Origin of the sequence: Protofrankia sp. CiP3 (genome assembly GCF_917627345.1) — a bacterium.
Classification (GTDB): domain Bacteria; phylum Actinomycetota; class Actinomycetes; order Frankiales; family Frankiaceae; genus Protofrankia.
Genome location: NZ_CAKJTM010000080.1, coordinates 4,451 through 22,182, shown reverse-complemented (window position 1 = coordinate 22,182; position 17,732 = coordinate 4,451). Strand labels below are relative to the sequence as shown.

Here is a 17,732-nt window from a genome sequence, read left to right as displayed (position 1 = left end):
CGGCCAGGCGGGTGGCCCAGGCCGCCGCCCGCCTGGCGAGCGCCGGTCCGGTCCGGGCCGACAGGGGCAGCAGCACCGGCTCACCGTCGCCGGACGGTTCGGCCGGCGGCGGCTGTGGCGTGGCCGGCGCGCCCGACAGCACCAGGTGGGAGTTGGTCCCACCGAAGCCGAAGGAGCTGACCCCGGCCAGCCGGTCCGGCCGGCCGCCAGGCCGGTCCGGCCAGCGCTGCCCGTTGCCGGCCGCGACCCGCACCGCCAGGCCGTCCAGCCCGGACAGCGGGCTGGGCCGCTCGAAGTGGACAGTCGGCGGGATCTCGCCGTGGTGCAAGGCCAGCGCCACCTTGATCAGACCGGCGATGCCGGCCGCCGCCTCCAGATGGCCAAGGTTGGACTTGGCCGAACCGACGACCAGCGGGCGGTCGTCGGTTCGGCCCGGCAGCAGCACATCCACCAGCGCCCCGAGCTCGATCCGGTCGCCGACCGCGGTGCCAGTGCCGTGCGCCTCGACGTAGTCGACCGCCGCCGCGTCCACCCCGGCCGCGGCGTAGGCCGAACGCAGCAGCGCCTCCTGGGCTGGCCGGCTGGGCGCGGTCAGCCCGTTGGTACGGCCGTCGGAGTTGAGCGCGCCGGCCCGGATCACCGCGTAGACGCGGTCACCGTCGGCGACCGCCTGTGACAGCGTCTTGAGCACCACGACCCCGGCGCCCTCGGCGCGGACGTAGCCGTCGGCCCGGTGGTCGAACGGCTTGCACCGGCCGTCGGCCGCCATCAGCCCGCCGCGGCTGAAGCTCAGGGCGATCCGCGGACTGGTGATGACGTTGACCCCACCGGCCAGCGCCAGCCCGGTCTCGCCGGCCCGCAGCGCCTGGCAGGCCAGGTAGACCGCGACCAGCGACGACGAGCAGGCGGTGTCGACAACCAGGCTCGGCCCGCGCAGGTTCAGGCAGTACGAGAGGCGGTTGGCCACGATGCTCAGCACGCCGCCGGTCCCGTCGTAGGGCTCGGCACCGTCGAGGGTGCTGAACATGGCGATACCGTGATCGAACGTGGAGGCACCCAGGTAGACACCGGTGCGCGACCCGGCCAGCCCGCTCGGTGCGACCCCGGCGTCTTCGAGGGCCTCCCAGGCCACCTCCAGCGCGATCCGCTGCTGGGGGTCCATCCGCGACGCCTCGCGCGCGGCGATGCCGAAGAACTCGGCGTCGAAGCCCTCGACGTCGTCGAGGAAACCCCCCCAGCGGGTGTTCATCTTGCCGGCGGTGGCCGGGTCCGGGTCGTACAGCGCGGCCGCGTCCCAGCGGGCGGGCGGGACGTGGCCGACCGCGTCAACGCCGCCGGTCAGCAGCCGCCAGTACGCCTCCGGGCCGGCGGCGCCCGGGACCCGGCAGCCGATCCCGACGATCGCGACCGGTTCGGGGCCGCCGGTCCCGGTCCCGGTCGCCAACGCCTCGCCGGCCTCGCTGGCCAGGCCGGCCACGAAGGCCGCGGCCGCGCCGATTGTCGGGTAGTCGTAGGCCAGCGTGGGTGACAGCGGCCGGCCGATGTGGCGCTGTAGGTCGTCGGATAGTTCCACCGCCTGCATCGACGTCAGCCCGAGGGCGATGAACTCGATGTCGCTGTCAATCGTGTCCGGCTCGGCCCCGGTCACTTCGGCGATCCGGGCGAGGAGCCAGGCGGCGATCGCGTCGATGCCGGTCACTGTGCTCTCCCCGCCGGCTCGGCCACCGGCAGCCGGGCAGGTGTCAGCTCGCCGGCCAGGTAGGCGTCGCGGCAGGCCCGGCGGCGGACCTTTCCACTGGACGTCCGCGGCACCGCGCCCGGCGCGACAAGCACCAGGTCGTCGACGTTGATCCCATGTTCGGCGGCGACCGATGCCCGGGCGGCCCGCGTGATCTCGGCCAGCGTCGGCACGGTGCTGGCCGCCGCAGCCGCCCAGGCGCCGGCCGGCCGGGCCATTTCGGCCACGATCACCAGCTTCTCCCCGCCGTCGCCGTCATCGTGGGCGACGGCGAACGCGGCGCATCCGCCGCCACCCCGGATCCATGGGTGGGCGGCCTCGACAGTGGCCTCCAGATCCTGGGGATAGTGGTTGCGGCCGCCCACGATGACCAGGTCCTTGAGCCGGCCGGTGATGAACAGCTCACCGTCGTGCAGCACGCCCAGGTCGCCGGTGCGCAGGAACGGCTGGTTACCGTCAGAGACGAGCCGGGCCGCGAAGGTACGCTCGCTCTCCTCGGGCCGCCCCCAATACCCGCCGGCGAGGTCCGGGCCGCCGACCCAGACCTCGCCGACACGGCCCGACGCGCGTGGCTGGCCGGTGTCAGGGTCGACGATCTCTACCCGGCGCTCCCCGGTCGGCGCGCCGACCCCCACGATCGTCTGGCTCCCACCCGGTACCAGCCGCCCGGCGGCCAGCGCCGCTCGGTCGACCCGCAGTGTCCGCGGCTGGGCGCCGGCCGCCGACACGGTGGTGATCAGGACGTTCTCGGCGAGGCCGTAGGCGGCGCGCAGGGCCTTCGGGTCGAATCCGTGGGGCCGATAGGCCGCCGCGAACGCGTCAAGGGTCGCCGGTCGGACCGGCTCAGCGCCGTTGAACGCGACCCGCCAGCTCGTCAGGTCCAGCTCGGCCCGTTCATCCGGCGGGACCCGCCGGACGCACAGATTATAGCCGAAGTTCGGGGCGCCGGCAACGGTACCCCGGTAACGGGTGATAGCGGTCAGCCAGCGGACCGGCCGCTGCACGAATACCAGCGATGGCATGAGGACGGCCGAGGCGCCCAGGTAGAACGTCTGGAGCACTTTGCCGATCAGACCCATGTCGTGGAACAACGGCAACCAGGACACGATCACGTCGTCGGCGCCGAGGCCCATACCGTCCGCCTGCACCCGGGCGTTGCGCAGCAGCGCCTCATGGGTGACCATGACGCCCTTCGGCGTCGAGGTGGAGCCCGATGTGTACTGCAGGAAGGACAGGTCATCGGGCCGGGGCGGGACGGCCTGCCGGGCGGCCTCGACGCCCGGTCCGGCCATCCACACGTCGGGCCCGATCCCCAGCCACCGCGGCGCATCCAGCTCTGGGGCGAACCGAGTGATCTGTGCACGCAGGTCACCCCGGCCGCCGGTGAGCACGGCCGCCGGTGAGCAGTCGCGGGCGATGGCCCGAAGCGTGGCTATCCGGCGAGCCGACCCCACGGGCGTGGGGACCGCCAACGGCACGGCCACCACCCCGGCATGCTGGCAGGCCATGAAGGCGACGATGTAGTCAGCGATGTCGTTCTCGAGGATGAGCGCCCGGTCGCCCGGGGCGCAGACGTCCAGCAGGCGGGCCGCGAGCGTGCGGGCGGCCGCCGCGAGGCGCTCGTAGGTAATCGAGACGCCTTCCTGGCGGCCGTCGGGAAGGACGGTGCAGAAGGTTTTTGATCCCCGTTCCCGCGCGTGTTCGGTCAGTAGTGCGGCGATCGTCGTCGACCGCGGCGAGGAACGCACATTCAGCTCCTTGGACAGACGCCGTGCGGTACGGGCAGTATCGAGCCGGCGGGCGTTTCCGGCAGCAGTGAACGCGGGGCAGTGACCGCGCCGCGGCGTCGATGGCTGGGAAAGTAACGGGCTGGTCCCGAGTGCCCGTGCCGGAAATACACGACCAACGCACGGGCTTCGATCACAACCCGGTCACAAACATAACCAGGAGGAACGCCGCGGTCAACCCTCGGCGAGTTGTCAGAGGGTCTCCATCCGGTCTTCATCGCGCTTTTCCTAGTACCGGCGTTACCATGATTAATGCCGCTCGGCTTATATGCCTAGCCGGGTAGCGATAATGCTAGTACCGGGTCGTCAATGTGACAGACCAGAGACTTTTGCCGCGTACTATTTATTGGTATCTTCTGCTCGTTCCGCAAAGAAAAAGATGTTCGTATCCCGCACTGGTGTGCACGGGGTGGATCACTCTTTCGGAACTGGGGGGGCCTAAGCGGTCGCCGCCGGACGTTGCTCGGGGTATGTCGGATGCCAGGCAGATGCGTCGCGAGGCGCTGGCTGGCGCCGGCAGGCCCTGGGCGAACTTCCGGCGGCGACCACTAAGGTGCGCGTCACCGCCGGGCAGTGCGGACTCCAGCTCCGGAGCAAAGGAGAATTATCCGTTCCGCACAATGGATGGAGTCCAGCGTATGACTGTCATAGATCGCAGGAGGCTACTCGGACTCGCGGTTGGTGGTGGTGTCACGGCCGCCACCACCGCGGTCATCGGCAATCCGTCGGCATTCGCCGCCAGCGATGTGAACGGACGGCGGGCCATCGTCATCGGGTCCGGATTCAGCGGCTCGGTGGCCGCGTTGCGGCTGGGCCAGGCCGGGATCCGCACACTGGTCCTGGAACGCGGGCAGCGTTACCGCTACAGCCCAACCGAACCTGTGTTCAGCACCGAGCTGAACCCGTCGAGTTCCATGTTCTGGTTCCAGGACACGATGATCTGGCCAGGGGTCCCGGAGACGCCGATCGACCGCGTGCCCGGGCTCATGCAGATCGTGGTGGCCAACGGGATCGAAATGGCCTGCGCGGCCGCGGTCGGCGGCGGCTCGGTGGTCTACGCGGGGTGCACCGTGCAGCCGCCGCGCAAGTACTTCGAGGCGCTGTTCCCGGCCGGCGTTTCCTACAGCGAACTCGACCGCGTCTATTACCCGCGGGTGCGCAGGATGCTCAATACGCAGACGGTGCCCGACGATATCTACCGCTCGGACCCGTTCACCCATGCCCGGGCATACGACGACCAGATGCGAGCGGCTGGCTTCCCTACCACCCCGGTGATGACCGACTTCAACTGGGACAAGGTACGGGGCGAGCTTGCCGGGAAGCTGCGCCCGTCGGCTACTGTCGGTGAATCAAGTTTCGGTAACAGTGACGGCGCCAAAAACGACACAACCCAGAACTACCTGCCGGCCGCGGTGAGTACCGGTAATGTACAGATCAACCCGCTTACCGAGGTCACCGGAATCCGCTCGTGCAAGGGCAGCGGGTACGCGGTCGAGGTACGCCAGCTCGCCACCGACGGCAGCGTCGTCAGCACCCGTGAACTGACCACCGACCTGCTGTTCCTGGCCGCTGGCTCGATTAACACCACCCGGCTGCTGGTCGCGGCCCGGGAGACGGGAGCGCTGCCGAACCTGTCCGCCGCGATCGGCTCGAACTGGGGCACCAACGGTGACGCGTTCACCTTCCGGGGCTTCTCCGGCCCGACCGGAGCCACCCAGGCCGCGCCATGCGTGTCCACGACGTTCCTCGACGGGAACTTCGGAATCCCGGTGCGGGTCGAGAACTGGTGGCTGATCAACTTCAATGGGACCCCGAACCTTGCTCAGTTCAGCGTCGCGGTCGACATGGATAACCGCGGCACGTGGACATACGACCGGGCGACCGCGCAGGTGAACCTGGCTGATTGGAACGCGTCCAAGAATGTCCCGGCCGAAGCCGCGCCGATCGCGTTCAACCAGATGCTCGTCGACAAGGGCATCGCCGGACAGGGGCCGCCGGCTCCCACCGGAATCACCGCGCACCCGCTCGGCGGATGCGAACTCGGCAAGGCCACCGACCTCTACGGCCGGGTCAAGGGATACAAGGGCTTGTACGCGATCGATGCCTCGGTCATCCCGGGCAATGTCGGCGGTGCGAACCCCAGCTTCACGATCGCGGCGCTGGCCGAACGAGCATTAGACAATATCCTCGCGGCCGGCTTCTGATCATAGGGGAGAGCCCCAGCCGGGGCTCTCCCCTATCGCTGCGCTCCTCGGTGCGGTGCGGTGCTCGCCAGACGGCGTACACCGCACCGCACCCGTCACGACGTTGTACGCCGCGACGACCGCAGGGTTGGCAGCACGGCCGCACGCATCACCCAGAACGCGACCGGGCGGGGCAGGTAACGGCCGAAGAACGCCTGCGACTTCGCCGCGGCCCCGGGCACCACCACCCGGCGCGCGTCCTTCAGCCCGGCCAGCGCCTCCCCCGCCACCCGTTCCGGTGTCTTCCAGGCAAACCAGCGGGTCGATTCGATGTCACCGATGCCCCCGACAGCGGAGAACTCGCTGCGCACCGGCCCGGGAGCCAGCAACGTACAGGTCACGCCGGTGCCGGCCATCTCCTCGTGCAGCGCCTCGGCGAACGAGTTCACGAACGCCTTCGACGCCGCGTACGTGGCCGCGGTCGGGACCGGCTGGACACCGGCCGTCGACCCGGTGAACAGGATGGCCCCGCAGCGCCGCTCGACCATGCCGGGCAGAACGGCCAAGGTGAGGTCGTGAACGGCGGCCACGTTGACCTCGACCTCCTCGATCTCCCGGGCAGGGTCGTTCGCCGTGAGCGCGCCGCAGGTCGGGAAGCCGGCGTTGTTGCACAGCACCGCCACCGGCACGGCGGCCAGCGCGTCGCGCAGCCGGGCCCGTTGGCCGCGGTCAGCCAGGTCGCACACGCTGATCTCGATATCGACACCGTGCGCGGCCCGCAGCTCCTTGGCGAGGCGCTCCAGCACGTCGCCACGGCGGGCCACGAGCCACAGCGGATGTCCGTGGGCGGCCAGGCCTCGGGCCAGTGCCTCGCCGATGCCGGACGAAGCCCCTGTCACCACGGCCCACGGCCGAGCCGGGGTCCCCCCGCCGCTGAACGGCCGGTACTCGTCGGGTGAGCCGCTCATCGCCCGGTCCGGACCGGGATCGGCGCGCCGATCGCCTCGATCATCCGATCGCCGGCGTTACGTCCGGAGCGGCAGCACGACTCCAGCGAGACCCCCAACAGGTAGTCGCCAGCCAGCTCCAAGCCGGGAACGCCGGCCACGGCCTGAGCGACCTCACGGAGGAACTCGCCATGGAAAGGCAGGTAGGCGCAATAGGCCGCGTTCCAGGTCCGCCCGCCAGTGGTAACCCGCTTGGCTCGGCTGGCCCCCAGATAGCGGACGAGACGTTCCTCGGTCTCCCCCACCCAGTCGTCCAGAGTTGCCTGCTCCTGATCGCCGATCCGGCCCGGGCGACCGCTGTAGGTGTAGCGGACGATGTGGCGTGACTCCATGGCGTACGACCCGGCGTTACTGCACGGGCCGCTGTCGTTGATGGCCAGCGCCCGCACCTCAGGGGTGAAGATCGGCCGGTCGTACTCGACCAGGACGACCGACGAGCCGAAGTAACGTACCTCCGACAGCCGCTTGGACAGCCACGGCATCTCCGACAGCACGATGTCGGCCGTCGCATAAGCCGGGGTCGCGATGACGATGCCGTCGTAGGAGCGCTCGCTGTCCACCCCGTCCGCGGACAGCCGCAGCCCGACGGCCGCGCCGTCGCGCATGACCAGGCCCTCGACCGTCGTGCCGAGCCGGACCGTGACCCGGCGGGACAGCGCCTCCAGAGCCGGCTGGATGCCGCCGGTGAGCTGGTCGTAGGTGTCCATCAGCAGGGACAGGTTGGTACCGAAAGTACCCAGGTAGACCTCGTCCGGTTCCGCCCCGTTCATCCGGACGGTGATCGGCCGCAGCAGCGTCTTCGTGACCTTCGGGCTGAAGTGGCCGGACAGCGGCACGTGGTCGTGACTGCTGGACAACGCGGTGAAGTAGCTGGAGCCGAGGAAGCGGTTGGTGTCATCGAGCCGGATCCGGGCCGCGAGCAGGCCGAGCCGGGCCAGGTCGCGCGGGGTCGCCATCCGACGGATGTTGTTCAAGCTGGAGCCGCGCCGGGTGCTGTCGATGGTGAGCACCTCGTCGTCCTTCATGAACGACTGATTGATGCCGAACGGCTCCCACGGGTAACTGCCCAGGGCCGCGGTGAACGAGCGGAACGCGCTGTACTTGCGCCCGATGTTCTTCCCGCCCATCATCACCTGCTTGTCGCCGAGCTTGCCGACGCCGAACCGGCCGCCGAGCACCGGATCACGTTCGATCAACTCGACGTCGTGCCCAGCCTGCTCGAGCCGTAGCGCGGCCGAGAGACCGGAGATTCCGCTGCCGACGACGGCGACCCGCCGGGCCTCGCCTGTCTTTCTCGCGCCCACGATGGTCTCCTCCGGGAAATGGATGCGGTGGGTGGGCGGGCCGCGCCTCGCCCGTTGGCTGGTTCAGGCGGGTCCGGTTCAACCGGCACAATCGGCCGCGGCCCCAGCCCGCCAGGCCGGGAGCTGGTCGCGGGTGAATTCCGCCAGGTCCTTGCCGCTCTCCTGGTGGCGCGCCAGCTGGCGCGCGTAGTGACGCATGGCGTCCTGGGCGGGCTTGCGGCTGACCAGCGCCAGGAAACGGGCCCGTTCCATAGCCATCCCACGGCGCAGGCTGACCGAACCGCCGACATAGACGGCCTGCTTGGCCGCCCGCACCGCCATCGACGAACGGGCCGCGAGACGGGTGGCGGTCTGGTGGGCCAGCTCCGCCACCTCCTTGCTCTCGACAAGGTGGTGGGCGATGCCGACCTCGACCGCCGCCCGCGGGTCAACCAGACAGCCTTCGAGAAGGAACTCAACCGCCTTCGCCGGGCCGATGGCGCGAGCGATGATCTGGCTGCCGCCCCCGCCAGGAATCAGCCCGAACAGGCCCTCGTGCAGCCCCATCCGGTATGGCCCGTCGCCGACGATCCGGATATCGCAGGCCAGCGCCAGTTCAAAACCGCCCCCAAGCGCGGAGCCGTCGATCGCGGCGACGAACGCTGTGTCGCTGTCGCGCATCCGGCGCACGACCTCGTGGAAACCGAGGAGCGCGGCGACACCGGCGGCCGGGGTGCGCCCCACCAGGCCACGCAGGCCGGGCGTCCGCAGCAGGCCGGCGACCAGCCACAGCGCCGGGTAGGCGGTGCGTGGCGTCACCGGCAGGCTGAGCCCGTCAGCGACAGCGAGGACCTCCTCCAGGTCGTAATGCCCGATGAAGGTGTTAGGTACCGCGCTGGCCAGCACGACTGCCCGCACCGTCGGGTCGTGCCGGGCCGCCTCGAGCACAGCGCTCAGCTCACCCATCGCGGAGGTGGTGATCAGGTTGAAGGGTGGGTTGTTGAACCGCACGGTGAGAACCGCGCCATCCTTCTCGGTCTCCACAACGCTCATCGCGGTCCTCATTTCTGTGGGGGCAGAGCCTGTTCGCGGGACCGGCCGGCGATGCCACGCGCACCAGCACCCGCCGATGTCGGCCGGCCGGCGTTACACGATCTTGTCCATGACAGCCGACAGCGCCGTCACCACCTCCCCGGCGGCCCGCTCACCGGAGGACAGCGCCCCGTCCATCCCGCCGTAGTTGTCCAGGGCGGTCTCAGCCCCGGCCCAGTGGATCCGGCCGGTCGGTTCCCGTAGCCCGCGGACCGGGCCGGTCAAGGAACCGGGGGTGGCGATACCGAAGTAGCAGCCGCGGGTCCACTCCTCAGCCGCCCAGTCCTTCTCCAGATACTGGCGGGGCCGGGCAGCCAGCGGCCCGAACAGCCGGGTGAAGGAGGCCAGTACCTTCTCCCGCCGCTCCTGCGCCGGCCGGGCCGCCAGGGCCCGGGCCCGATCGCCCGGCACGAAGCCGACCAGCACACCGGGGCGCCCGGACAACGGCGAGTTGTCGAAGGTGCCGGTCACCGGTCCCTGCGTACTCAGGGCCCGGCCGGACAGGCCCTCGTCCCGCCAGAACGGCCTGTCATAGACGGCCGCGACCTTGATGACGTGGGCCATCGGCAGACTCGCGATCGCCTGGTGGCGCGCGGCGGGCAGCGGCGGGTCGAACCGAATCTGCCCGACCAGCGCGGGCGGGACAGCGACGATCACCCGTCGCGCCCGGATCCGGGCGCCGCCCGCCTCGACTTCGACCCCGGTCCCATCGTCGCGGACGGTCGTGACCGGGCGATCGCACAGCAGCCGGTCACCCAGCTCCGTGGCGAGGTGATCGGACAGCCGCTGCGCCCCGCCAACGACCCGGAAGGCAAGGTCGTTGGCTGTTGTCGCGTCGAAGCTGCCGGCCGCGCCGATGTGGGCGAGCGCCTGCAGCATCGTGAGCTGATGCGGCTCAGCCCCCCAGACCGTAGCGATGGCGGTGCGCAGAACCGAACGGCCCTCCGCGGTGTGGACCGCCCTGTCGAGCCAGGCCCCGACCGTCATCCGCGACCATTGCTCGGCCCGGGCCGCATCCCACGGCGCGGCGGCCGGGACCCGGCGCGCCTCGCGGTCGAGCCGGAACCGGGCCAGTCCCACGTCGAGCAGCGCGGCTGGCCGCAGCGGAGGCACCTTGCGCCGCTGCCGCCGGACCTCCCCGGAGACCTCCAGCAGGTCGTTGCCCTGGCCATAGGTCTCGAACAGCTCGATCCCGGCGCTGGCGGCCAGCGCCCGGACCCGCTTGTTGCGGCCAGCCAGCCACTGGCCACCCATCTCGACGACGCAGGAGCCGTGGCCGCTCGGCTCGCTCACGACCCGGCCGCCGACCCGGCCGCGGGCCTCCAGAACCACCGGCGCCAGGCCAGCCCGCAGCGCCACCCGGCCGGCCATCAAGCCGGCCAGACCGGCCCCGACCACCACCACGTCCGCTTCGTCGGGGATCCCGGCCCCGCGCGTCGTCACCTCGCCACCCATGGCTGCTAAGCCCGCGTCTGGTCGGTGGCCAGCGCGTAGTGGACGCCGGTGGCCGCCTCGGAGACGTCCCACAGGTGGGCTGCGACCTCGGTATCGCGTGCCCGCTTGCTGGCCTTGGCCGCTCCTGGGTAGCCCCGGTAGCCCATCAGCTTGCTCGGCCCGACGAAGGCACCGCCGGGCAGATCGGGCAGTGTCGCCGCGCACAGGATCGGCAGCGCGCCCATCCGCGGGCTGAGCGCGAATGCCTTGTTGCTGATGGCCATGCCCGTCCGCACCGGGCCCTTGAGCCCGGCCAGCTGGAGGTTGGTCGCCGCGTAGCCGGGGTGGGCGGCGACGCTGCGCAGCGTGCCCCCAGCCCGGCGATCGAGTTCGAAGGCGAACAGCAGGTTGGCCAGCTTGGCCTGGAAGTAGGCGCCATAGCGCCGGTAGCGGCGCTCCCGCTGCAGATCGTCAAACGTGATTTTCCCATAGGCGTGCAGGGTGCTGCTCACGGTGACGACGCGGGGATCGGAGGCGGCCAGCAGATTGGGCAGCAGCAAGCCGGTGAGCGCGAAGTGGCCGAGGTGGTTGGTGCCGAGCTGCAGCTCGAAGCCGTCGGCGGTCGTCCGCTTCGGCGTCGCCATCACACCAGCGTTGTTGATCAGCAGGTCGAGCCGCGCGTTCTCCCGGCCGAAATCGGCGGCGAATTTGCGCACCGAACCGAGGTCGGCCAGGTCCAGCGTCCGCGCCTGGACCTGGCCGCCGGGCACGGCGGCCCGAATCTCGGCAGCCGCGGCCTCACCGCGGCTGATGTCGCGGCAGGCCAGCAGGACCTGGGCGCCCGCCCTGGCCAGCTCGCGTGCGGTGATGAAACCCAGACCACCATTCGCGCCGGTCACGATCGCCGTCCGACCGCTCTGGTCGACGATCGCGTCTTCGCTCCACTTCTTCTGGATGCGGAGCTTGCCGCCTTGGTTCGCCATTGTTTTCTCCCTGGGCTGTCGCGGTCACTCGCTCTGGAGCAACCGCTTTCCTACGTTGACGGGGACATAGCCGCCTCCGGCCCACCGGCCATGCGCACCACTTGCTCTTCGAGTTCACCAATAGTAGCGAGATCGGCGAACACGTCGGCGGGAATCTTGGCACCGAGTGACTCCTCCATGGCAGTCGTAATCTCAACGACCGTCAGGGAGTCGATGTCGAGCTCGGTGAAGGTGGTCGTGCGCGCCAGCCCGTCGATGTCGACCTGGGCGATTTCACGGACGACCGATCGCAGCAGAATGAGAGCGTCGTTGGTGGACATTTCTCTGCCTCCGCAAGAAGGTGAATGAACGGTCAGGGCATCCGGACGACCTGGCCGGCCCAGCTCAGGCCAGCGCCGAAGGCCAGCAGAAGTACCAGGTCACCGGAGCTGACCTGCTGCTCGCGGACGAGCCGCGACAGGGCAAGCGGCACCGATGCCGCCGACGTATTGCCGGTGTCCACGACATCGGTGGCAACGACGGCGCCGTGCGAGGCGACTGTGCGCGCGACCGCCTCGACAATCCGCAGGTTGGCCTGATGGGGAACGATCGCGGCGAGGTCCGCCGGGCGGACGCCGGCCTCATCGCACACGTGGCGGGCCAGCGGGGCGACGTGGGTCATGGCCCACCTGTAGACGTTGCGGCCGTCCATCCGGATAGCCCAGTCACCGTCGGGTACGGCGATGAACCGGGCGCCCGAACCATCGCTGCCCCACACAACTGGGCCGATGTCGGGCTCGCTCGAGGGACCAACAGTGGCCGCGCCGGCGCCGTCGCCGAACAGGACGCAGACGCCCCGGTCCTCCCAGTCGATCCAGTCGGCGGTGAACCGCTCTGACCCGACGACCAGCACATGGCGGGCGGACCCGCGGCAGACCAGGCTGGCCGCCACCTCCAGCCCGTGGCAGAAGCCAGAACAGGCGGAGTTGAGGTCGAACGCCGCTGGTGACGCGCAGCCCAGCAGTTCCGCGACCATGGACGCACCACCCGGGATCGCCCGTGGGATCGAACAGGTAGCAAGGATCACGACGTCGATGCTGTCGGCACTCAGCCGGCTCGCGGCCAGTGCTTTCCTGCCAGCCTCGACGGCCATGGACACGACGGTGTCGTCCGGCGCCGCGACATGGCGGGATCCGATCCCGGTCCGGGACCGGATCCACGTGTCGCTGGTGTCGATGGTCTCGGCCAGCTCGTCATTGGTTACTACTCGTGATGGCCGGTAATCCCCCAGGCCGAGGATACGGGCGTGTGGCGACCGGACGTGGACGCTCACGTGGCATCCGTGTGATCACGATAGGTTAACGCCAGCCCGGTCGTGTGCCGGGCCGCCCAGTCATGACTGTCATCGCCGGAAGCCCCGAGAGAAATAAGCTCATCCTCTCCGCGCATATTTTCCCCTTCTTCGGCGGTTATTTGTTCGTCATGCTGGCCGTCGGCAAGGTGTTCACACAAGGGTGGCCGTTGTACTGGTGCTGGGGCTGACAGGATGCTGTGCCGCCGCCCCGGGACGGACGCCTGTCATGTGGTTGACAACGAGAATAAATCCGGCAGGAAGCGGGCTAGCATGCGTTCGGTAAGATCCCACATCTGGCGGGCGGCGTCGGTGTCATAGGAAGGCCCGGACGACCGGGTCAGGCGCGTCTGATCGTAGTACGCGCCATTCGTGGTCACTGTTGGGTCGGTCGCCAGGTGGTGAATATCGCGGGCTGCTCGTTTCGGCGACGACGCGAATGCCAGTGCCGCCAGCACGAAGGCCCGCGGAAAATCCCGGCCAATATCGGTGCGGGTCACGCCCGGATGCATCGCGTTGACGGTGACCATATCGCCACGGCGGCGGGCCAGCTCGTAGACAAAGTAAAGATTGGCCAGCTTCGACCGGCTGTAGGCGAGAAAGGGATCATAGTCGCGCATGTGATGCGGATCGGTGAAGTCGAAACGCGGCTCGACGTGCCCGCCCAGGCTGGTGTGGTGGCCGGCGCTGTTGACGCAGACCACCCGGGGCTTGGCGTCCTGCGGCCCGGCCCCGGGCAGCCTCCCCGCGACCAGTAGCGGCCACAGCCGGGCGGTGAGCGCGAACGGCGCCAGATGATGGACGGCCAGGTTCAGTTCCCAGCCCTCATCGGTCAGGATGTGGCGGGGCACCAGGACACCAGCATTGTGGATCAGGATGTCGATATGGTCGGTGCCGGCGCTGACGCGTTCAGTGACTGCATCCCAGCCGGACGGCGCGGCGAGATCGGCCACGATCGTCTCCGCTGCCGCGCCGGACCGGGCCAGTTCGGACCGCAGCGCCGCGGCCTTGCTCGGATCGCGGCCGACCGCGAAGAGCCGGTACCCCTCGGTCGCCAGCCGGGTGGCCAGTGACCGGCCGATGCCAGCGGTCGCGCCGGTCAGTACGACGACGCGTGCTGAGGGTCTCGCCATCTTCGACCTTCCTGCCGGAGCAGCGCCTGCCGGGGCAGCGCGCGTGCCGGCGGAGTGCGGCAAGTATATGCACAGTAAACATGTCAGAGATGACATGTCATGTGGAACATCCTTGTCCGAGTGGCGTCCGCATGTCAAGGCTGACATGTACAGTCCGGCTATGTCGCTGCACTACGCGCTGCTCGGCCTGCTGGCCGAGGCCCCGGCCAGCGGATACGATCTCACGGCGCGCTTCGGTGAGGTGCTCGGCCACATCTGGCCGGCCAAGCATCCGGCGATCTACGGGGAACTGGGCCGCCTGGCCGAAGACGGATTCATCGAGCTCGAGAGTGAGGGGCCGCGGCGGCGCAAGGCCTATCGGATCACCCCGAAGGGCCTTGAGGAGGTGCGTGCCTGGCTCACCGCCGGCGAAGTTGACCATACCCCGCGCCTGGAGCCGTTGCTGCGCTCCTGCTTCTTCTGGCTCATGGAGCCGGAGGACCTGCGTGCCTACCTGGACCGGGAGGCTGAGTACTTCCGCTCGCTCGTCGAGAAGTACACCAGCTACGCCGCGGCGAAGGATCGCGGCGAATTCGGGACCGGGGCTCGTGTCCAGTCCTTGCGGGTCACGGTAGAAGCAGGTATCCGGCTTTACCAGGCGCTGGCCGACTGGTCTGACTGGGCCGCGCGGGTTCCGCCCGCCCAGCCAGATCCAGAAGACGGTATGGAGACGAACTGCTGAGAGTTTGCTTTTCGGGGGTTGCTTCGTGGTGAATGTTCAGGCGATCCGTGACGGCATAAACGCTGCCCGGCCGCTCGTCCGCGCACACCCCCGGGACTCACCGGATCAGGGTAGTGCGATCGACTGGGAATGCCGGAAGACGTTGGTCGGGTCCCAGCGGCCCTTCACCCGTCGCAGCCGCGTGTAATTATCTTTGTAGTAAAGGGTTGAAAATGGCACCCCGGAGGTGTTGATTGCCGGGTCGACGATATCCGGGTCGGGGTTGTTGATGTAACAGCCGTCGGTCTGCTCGTTCGGGACCGGATAGCCGCCGGTGGCGGCGAACGTCTGGCTGTAGAGGTCGCGTAACCAGGCGATGTGGATGGTGTCCTCGGCCGGGCTGATCCAGAAATTTTCGAACAGGGCGTAGACCACCGCGTTCCGGTGGGCGGTCGCCGTCGCGGCTGGTGCTATCGCGTTGATCTGTCCACCGGAGCCGGAGAGCTGCAGCGTCGCGTTCGCGTTCGTGTAGTCCGTGCGCGTCATGTTGATGTAGATCGCCGCGATCTGATCGTCGCTGAAGGACGTGCGCAGGTAGGCCGACTTCACCGCGCTGCGCAGGGTCGGGTCGTACAGCAGGGTCGGGTTGCTGGTGCCGACCAGCCTGGTCGATGCCAGCCAGGCCACCGGCCTGGCTGGGAAGGGCACGGTGATGCCACTGCCGTCGAGCAGCGCGGCCCGGTAGTCGGCCAGCAGCTGGCCGGCGTTGCTCAGTGTCCCGTCGAGCTGGGTGACGAGCTGGATGCCGCCGGTCGGGCCCTGGCGGATGAACATGATCCCAGCCAGCGATGTGTACGGCGAGCTCGGCGCGCTGTTCTGCTCGTGCCAACGGCCGAAGTTGCGCACCAGCGTGGTGAACGAAGCCTGGCTCAGGGCGCTCCACGGCAGCGGCACGGAGCTGAGCAGCACCCGGGCCGGCGGACGTGGCAGGGCCGCACCGGGGTCGGTCCCGGTCGCCGATGCGGACCGGAACCAGAAGCGGGTCACCACGCCGAAGTTCCCGCCACCGCCCCCGGTGGTGGCCCACCACAGGTCGTTGTTGGGGTCGGCGGAGCCGCGCGAGGCGATGACCACGCGTGCCTTGCCGTCGCTGCCGACAACCACCATCTCGACAGCGTCGATGTGGTCGGCGACCAGGCCGAACTTCCGGCTCAGCAGGCCGAAGCCGCCGCCGCTGGCGTGCCCGCCGATGCCGACCGTCGGGCACACCCCGCCCGGAATCGTCACCCCCCAGTCGCGGTAGAGCAGCTCGTAGATGTGCCCGAGCTGGGCGCCGGCCTCTATCCGGAACGCGGCGCGCTGAGGGTCGAACGAGACACAGGACATTCCGGACAGGTCAAGCAAAATTTTGGTGTCGGGGTTGCTGACGAAATCGGCGTAGCAGTGGCCGCCACTGCGGACCGACAGCCGTTTGCCGGCGTCGACCGCCTCCTGCACGGCCTGGACGACCTGCGCGGTCGAGCGGACCAGGCGGACGGCGTCCGGGGCCGCGACCCACCGCTGGTTGATTCCCCGGACCAGCTCCGGGTATCGGGCATCGGATGCCGTGACCGACACAGCCGGGGTGACCACGCACCCGGAGCCGGCCGTGCTGTCGGCCGGCGTGGTATTCGCCTGGGCCGCTATGGCTGGCGTGGCGGCCCCGACAGCCACCGCCGTGCCACCGATAAGTATCCCCCGTCGGCTGACCTCACCCATTTCCGTCGCCTCCACATCTGGACAGGTTCGTAACTGCAGGTTCGTAACTGGAAGTGTCAGTTCCCATGAGTTTTGCGTTTCTCGAGAAAACCCGGTTTCGGCAGCGCTGGCACGCATACGTCGCCTCGACGGGAGGCGACTGTTGTTTTTGATGGTGCTGCTTCTACCAGCCTCGTTGCCGGGAAAGTGCGCGCAACAGCGCGGCCAGTTCGATGAATAGGCCCCAGCGGGGACCGGGGAACGAGTTCAAACCGCCCGAAAAGCGGCAGCAAAGGATCTGTAATGCATTAACAAATACATTCTCGGGAGCGTCTTCGCGGGTTGCGGGCCTGCAGAAGGCTCAAAATGAACAGGTTATTTCATTACGGATTCAAAGGATCGGTCTATTGGCAGCCTGGGGTACCGCCGGGCTGGCCGGAAAAATGATTCACGGTTTGCGGTTGAAGGAAAAGCTGGTGGTCAGCCTGGCCGGGCGGGTCACGGCTGCCGGCATTCACGGCGACGACACAGGTGCGGTCAGAGCGGCAAGGACGGCCCGGGCCAGTGCGTGGGCGGCTTCAGAGGTGAGTGGCACGTGACCGAGCAGGAGCGCGTACCAGTAAACGCCGTAGGCGATGTCGACCCCGAGGTCCACGTCGGCTCCGGTGGGCAGCTCGCCGCGGTCGCGGCCCTGGGCGAGGATCGCGCGCAGTACGTCGCGCCGGGCGGAGGTGAAGCGGTGCAGAGTGTCGGCGACGGCCGGGTCCTGCTGGGCTTCAGCCATGATGTGGCGCAGCAGCGCGGCGGCGGTCGGGTCGGCCCCACGGGCGAAAGTGGCGGACAGGAAGGTCTCCAGATCGCCAAGCAGGGTGCCAGTGTCGGGCTGGGGAACGTCGGTACGGGCGCGTTCGGCCAGGGTTTCCAGCACGATAGCGCCCTTGGACGGCCACCAGCGGTAGATCGTCTGTCGGCCGACGCCAGCGGCGACGGCGATGCCCTCCATGGTCAGCGGCGGTCGATCGGGCCGGCTGAGCAGCGTCCAGACCGCATCGAGGACAGCTTGGCGGGCCTGCTCATTGCGGCGCCGGCCGGTATGCGGCCGGGCCGGGCCGGCAACATCTTTCATACGGAGGACTGTAACATTTGTCGGGATGTGTTGTCTCGACAAAGTTGGTGGCCCCGGATCGGTGCCGCCGAACGGCGAGAACCGCTACCTGGGTGGGGGTCGCTCTGAGCCTCCCGCTCGACTGTCCTCGGGGGTCGCCTGCCGTGTGCACGGCGTCGCCGTTCAAGACGCGGTGCCGTTGGCGATTAAGAGCGACCGG

14 protein-coding genes are annotated in these 17,732 nt (G+C 69.2%); 2 read left to right on the top strand and 12 right to left on the bottom strand.

Annotation, left to right across the window (positions count from 1 at the left end):
* Together MJ797_RS20605 and MJ797_RS20600 are read right to left on the bottom strand one after the other, a co-directional pair.
* The coding region (locus MJ797_RS20605; RefSeq protein ID WP_239339131.1) for a beta-ketoacyl synthase N-terminal-like domain-containing protein at nucleotides 1–1,699 on the bottom strand (1,699 nt) is incomplete at its 3' end.
* Nucleotides 1,696–3,486 carry a fatty acyl-AMP ligase gene (locus tag MJ797_RS20600; protein ID WP_239339128.1) on the bottom strand — a complete coding sequence of 597 codons (1,791 nt, stop codon included), beginning with the start codon at nucleotides 3,484–3,486 and terminating at the stop codon, nucleotides 1,696–1,698. The genes MJ797_RS20600 and MJ797_RS20605, both read right to left, overlap by 4 nt.
* Before the next feature lie 677 nt (nucleotides 3,487–4,163).
* On the opposite strand from MJ797_RS20600, the gene MJ797_RS20595 reads away from it, so the two are divergent.
* Entirely contained in the window at nucleotides 4,164–5,729 is a 1,566-nt protein-coding gene (locus MJ797_RS20595; RefSeq protein WP_239339109.1) for a GMC oxidoreductase, read from the top strand.
* A gap of 95 nt (nucleotides 5,730–5,824) precedes the next feature.
* Here the strand turns inward: MJ797_RS20595 and MJ797_RS20590 are convergent, their stop codons facing one another.
* The 8 genes from MJ797_RS20590 to MJ797_RS20550 form a co-directional block, all read right to left on the bottom strand.
* Nucleotides 5,825–6,676: an SDR family oxidoreductase gene (locus MJ797_RS20590; protein WP_239339106.1), complete on the bottom strand. Its 852-nt coding sequence runs from the start codon at nucleotides 6,674–6,676 to the stop codon at nucleotides 5,825–5,827.
* Nucleotides 6,673–8,019: an NAD(P)/FAD-dependent oxidoreductase gene (locus MJ797_RS20585; protein WP_255739293.1), complete on the bottom strand. Its 1,347-nt coding sequence runs from the start codon at nucleotides 8,017–8,019 to the stop codon at nucleotides 6,673–6,675. The genes MJ797_RS20590 and MJ797_RS20585 overlap by 4 nt, the downstream gene beginning before the upstream one ends.
* A gap of 78 nt (nucleotides 8,020–8,097) precedes the next feature.
* Complete coding sequence (locus MJ797_RS20575; protein WP_239339103.1) at nucleotides 8,098–9,051, bottom strand: enoyl-CoA hydratase/isomerase family protein; 954 nt, start codon at nucleotides 9,049–9,051, stop codon at nucleotides 8,098–8,100.
* A gap of 93 nt (nucleotides 9,052–9,144) precedes the next feature.
* Nucleotides 9,145–10,533 carry an FAD-dependent oxidoreductase gene (locus MJ797_RS20570; protein ID WP_239339068.1) on the bottom strand — a complete coding sequence of 463 codons (1,389 nt, stop codon included), beginning with the start codon at nucleotides 10,531–10,533 and terminating at the stop codon, nucleotides 9,145–9,147.
* Between the two features lie 17 nt (nucleotides 10,534–10,550).
* A complete protein-coding gene (locus tag MJ797_RS20565; protein WP_239339047.1) occupies nucleotides 10,551–11,507 on the bottom strand; it encodes an oxidoreductase in 957 nt (318 codons plus the stop codon).
* Nucleotides 11,508–11,557: 50 nt separating this feature from the next.
* On the bottom strand, nucleotides 11,558–11,827 hold the full coding sequence (locus MJ797_RS20560) for an acyl carrier protein (protein WP_239339044.1): 270 nt from the start codon (nucleotides 11,825–11,827) through the stop codon (nucleotides 11,558–11,560).
* Nucleotides 11,828–11,859: 32 nt separating this feature from the next.
* Nucleotides 11,860–12,819 carry a beta-ketoacyl-ACP synthase III gene (locus MJ797_RS20555; protein ID WP_239339023.1) on the bottom strand — a complete coding sequence of 320 codons (960 nt, stop codon included), beginning with the start codon at nucleotides 12,817–12,819 and terminating at the stop codon, nucleotides 11,860–11,862.
* 245 nt (nucleotides 12,820–13,064) lie between these two features.
* Entirely contained in the window at nucleotides 13,065–13,970 is a 906-nt protein-coding gene (locus MJ797_RS20550) for an SDR family NAD(P)-dependent oxidoreductase (protein ID WP_239339020.1), read from the bottom strand.
* 145 nt (nucleotides 13,971–14,115) lie between these two features.
* Between MJ797_RS20550 and MJ797_RS20545 the strand changes: the two genes are divergently transcribed.
* Nucleotides 14,116–14,691, top strand: coding sequence for a PadR family transcriptional regulator (locus MJ797_RS20545; protein WP_308128353.1), 576 nt, complete (start codon nucleotides 14,116–14,118; stop codon nucleotides 14,689–14,691).
* A 105-nt stretch (nucleotides 14,692–14,796) separates the two neighbouring features.
* Here MJ797_RS20545 and MJ797_RS20540 read toward each other — a convergent pair whose 3' ends face one another.
* The gene (locus MJ797_RS20540) at nucleotides 14,797–16,428 is read right to left on the bottom strand and encodes an FAD-binding protein (protein WP_239338970.1); all 1,632 of its coding nucleotides are present in this window, start codon (nucleotides 16,426–16,428) and stop codon (nucleotides 14,797–14,799) included.
* A gap of 493 nt (nucleotides 16,429–16,921) precedes the next feature.
* The gene (locus tag MJ797_RS20535) at nucleotides 16,922–17,533 is read right to left on the bottom strand and encodes a TetR/AcrR family transcriptional regulator (RefSeq protein ID WP_239338950.1); all 612 of its coding nucleotides are present in this window, start codon (nucleotides 17,531–17,533) and stop codon (nucleotides 16,922–16,924) included.
* Nucleotides 17,534–17,732 lie beyond the last annotated feature (199 nt).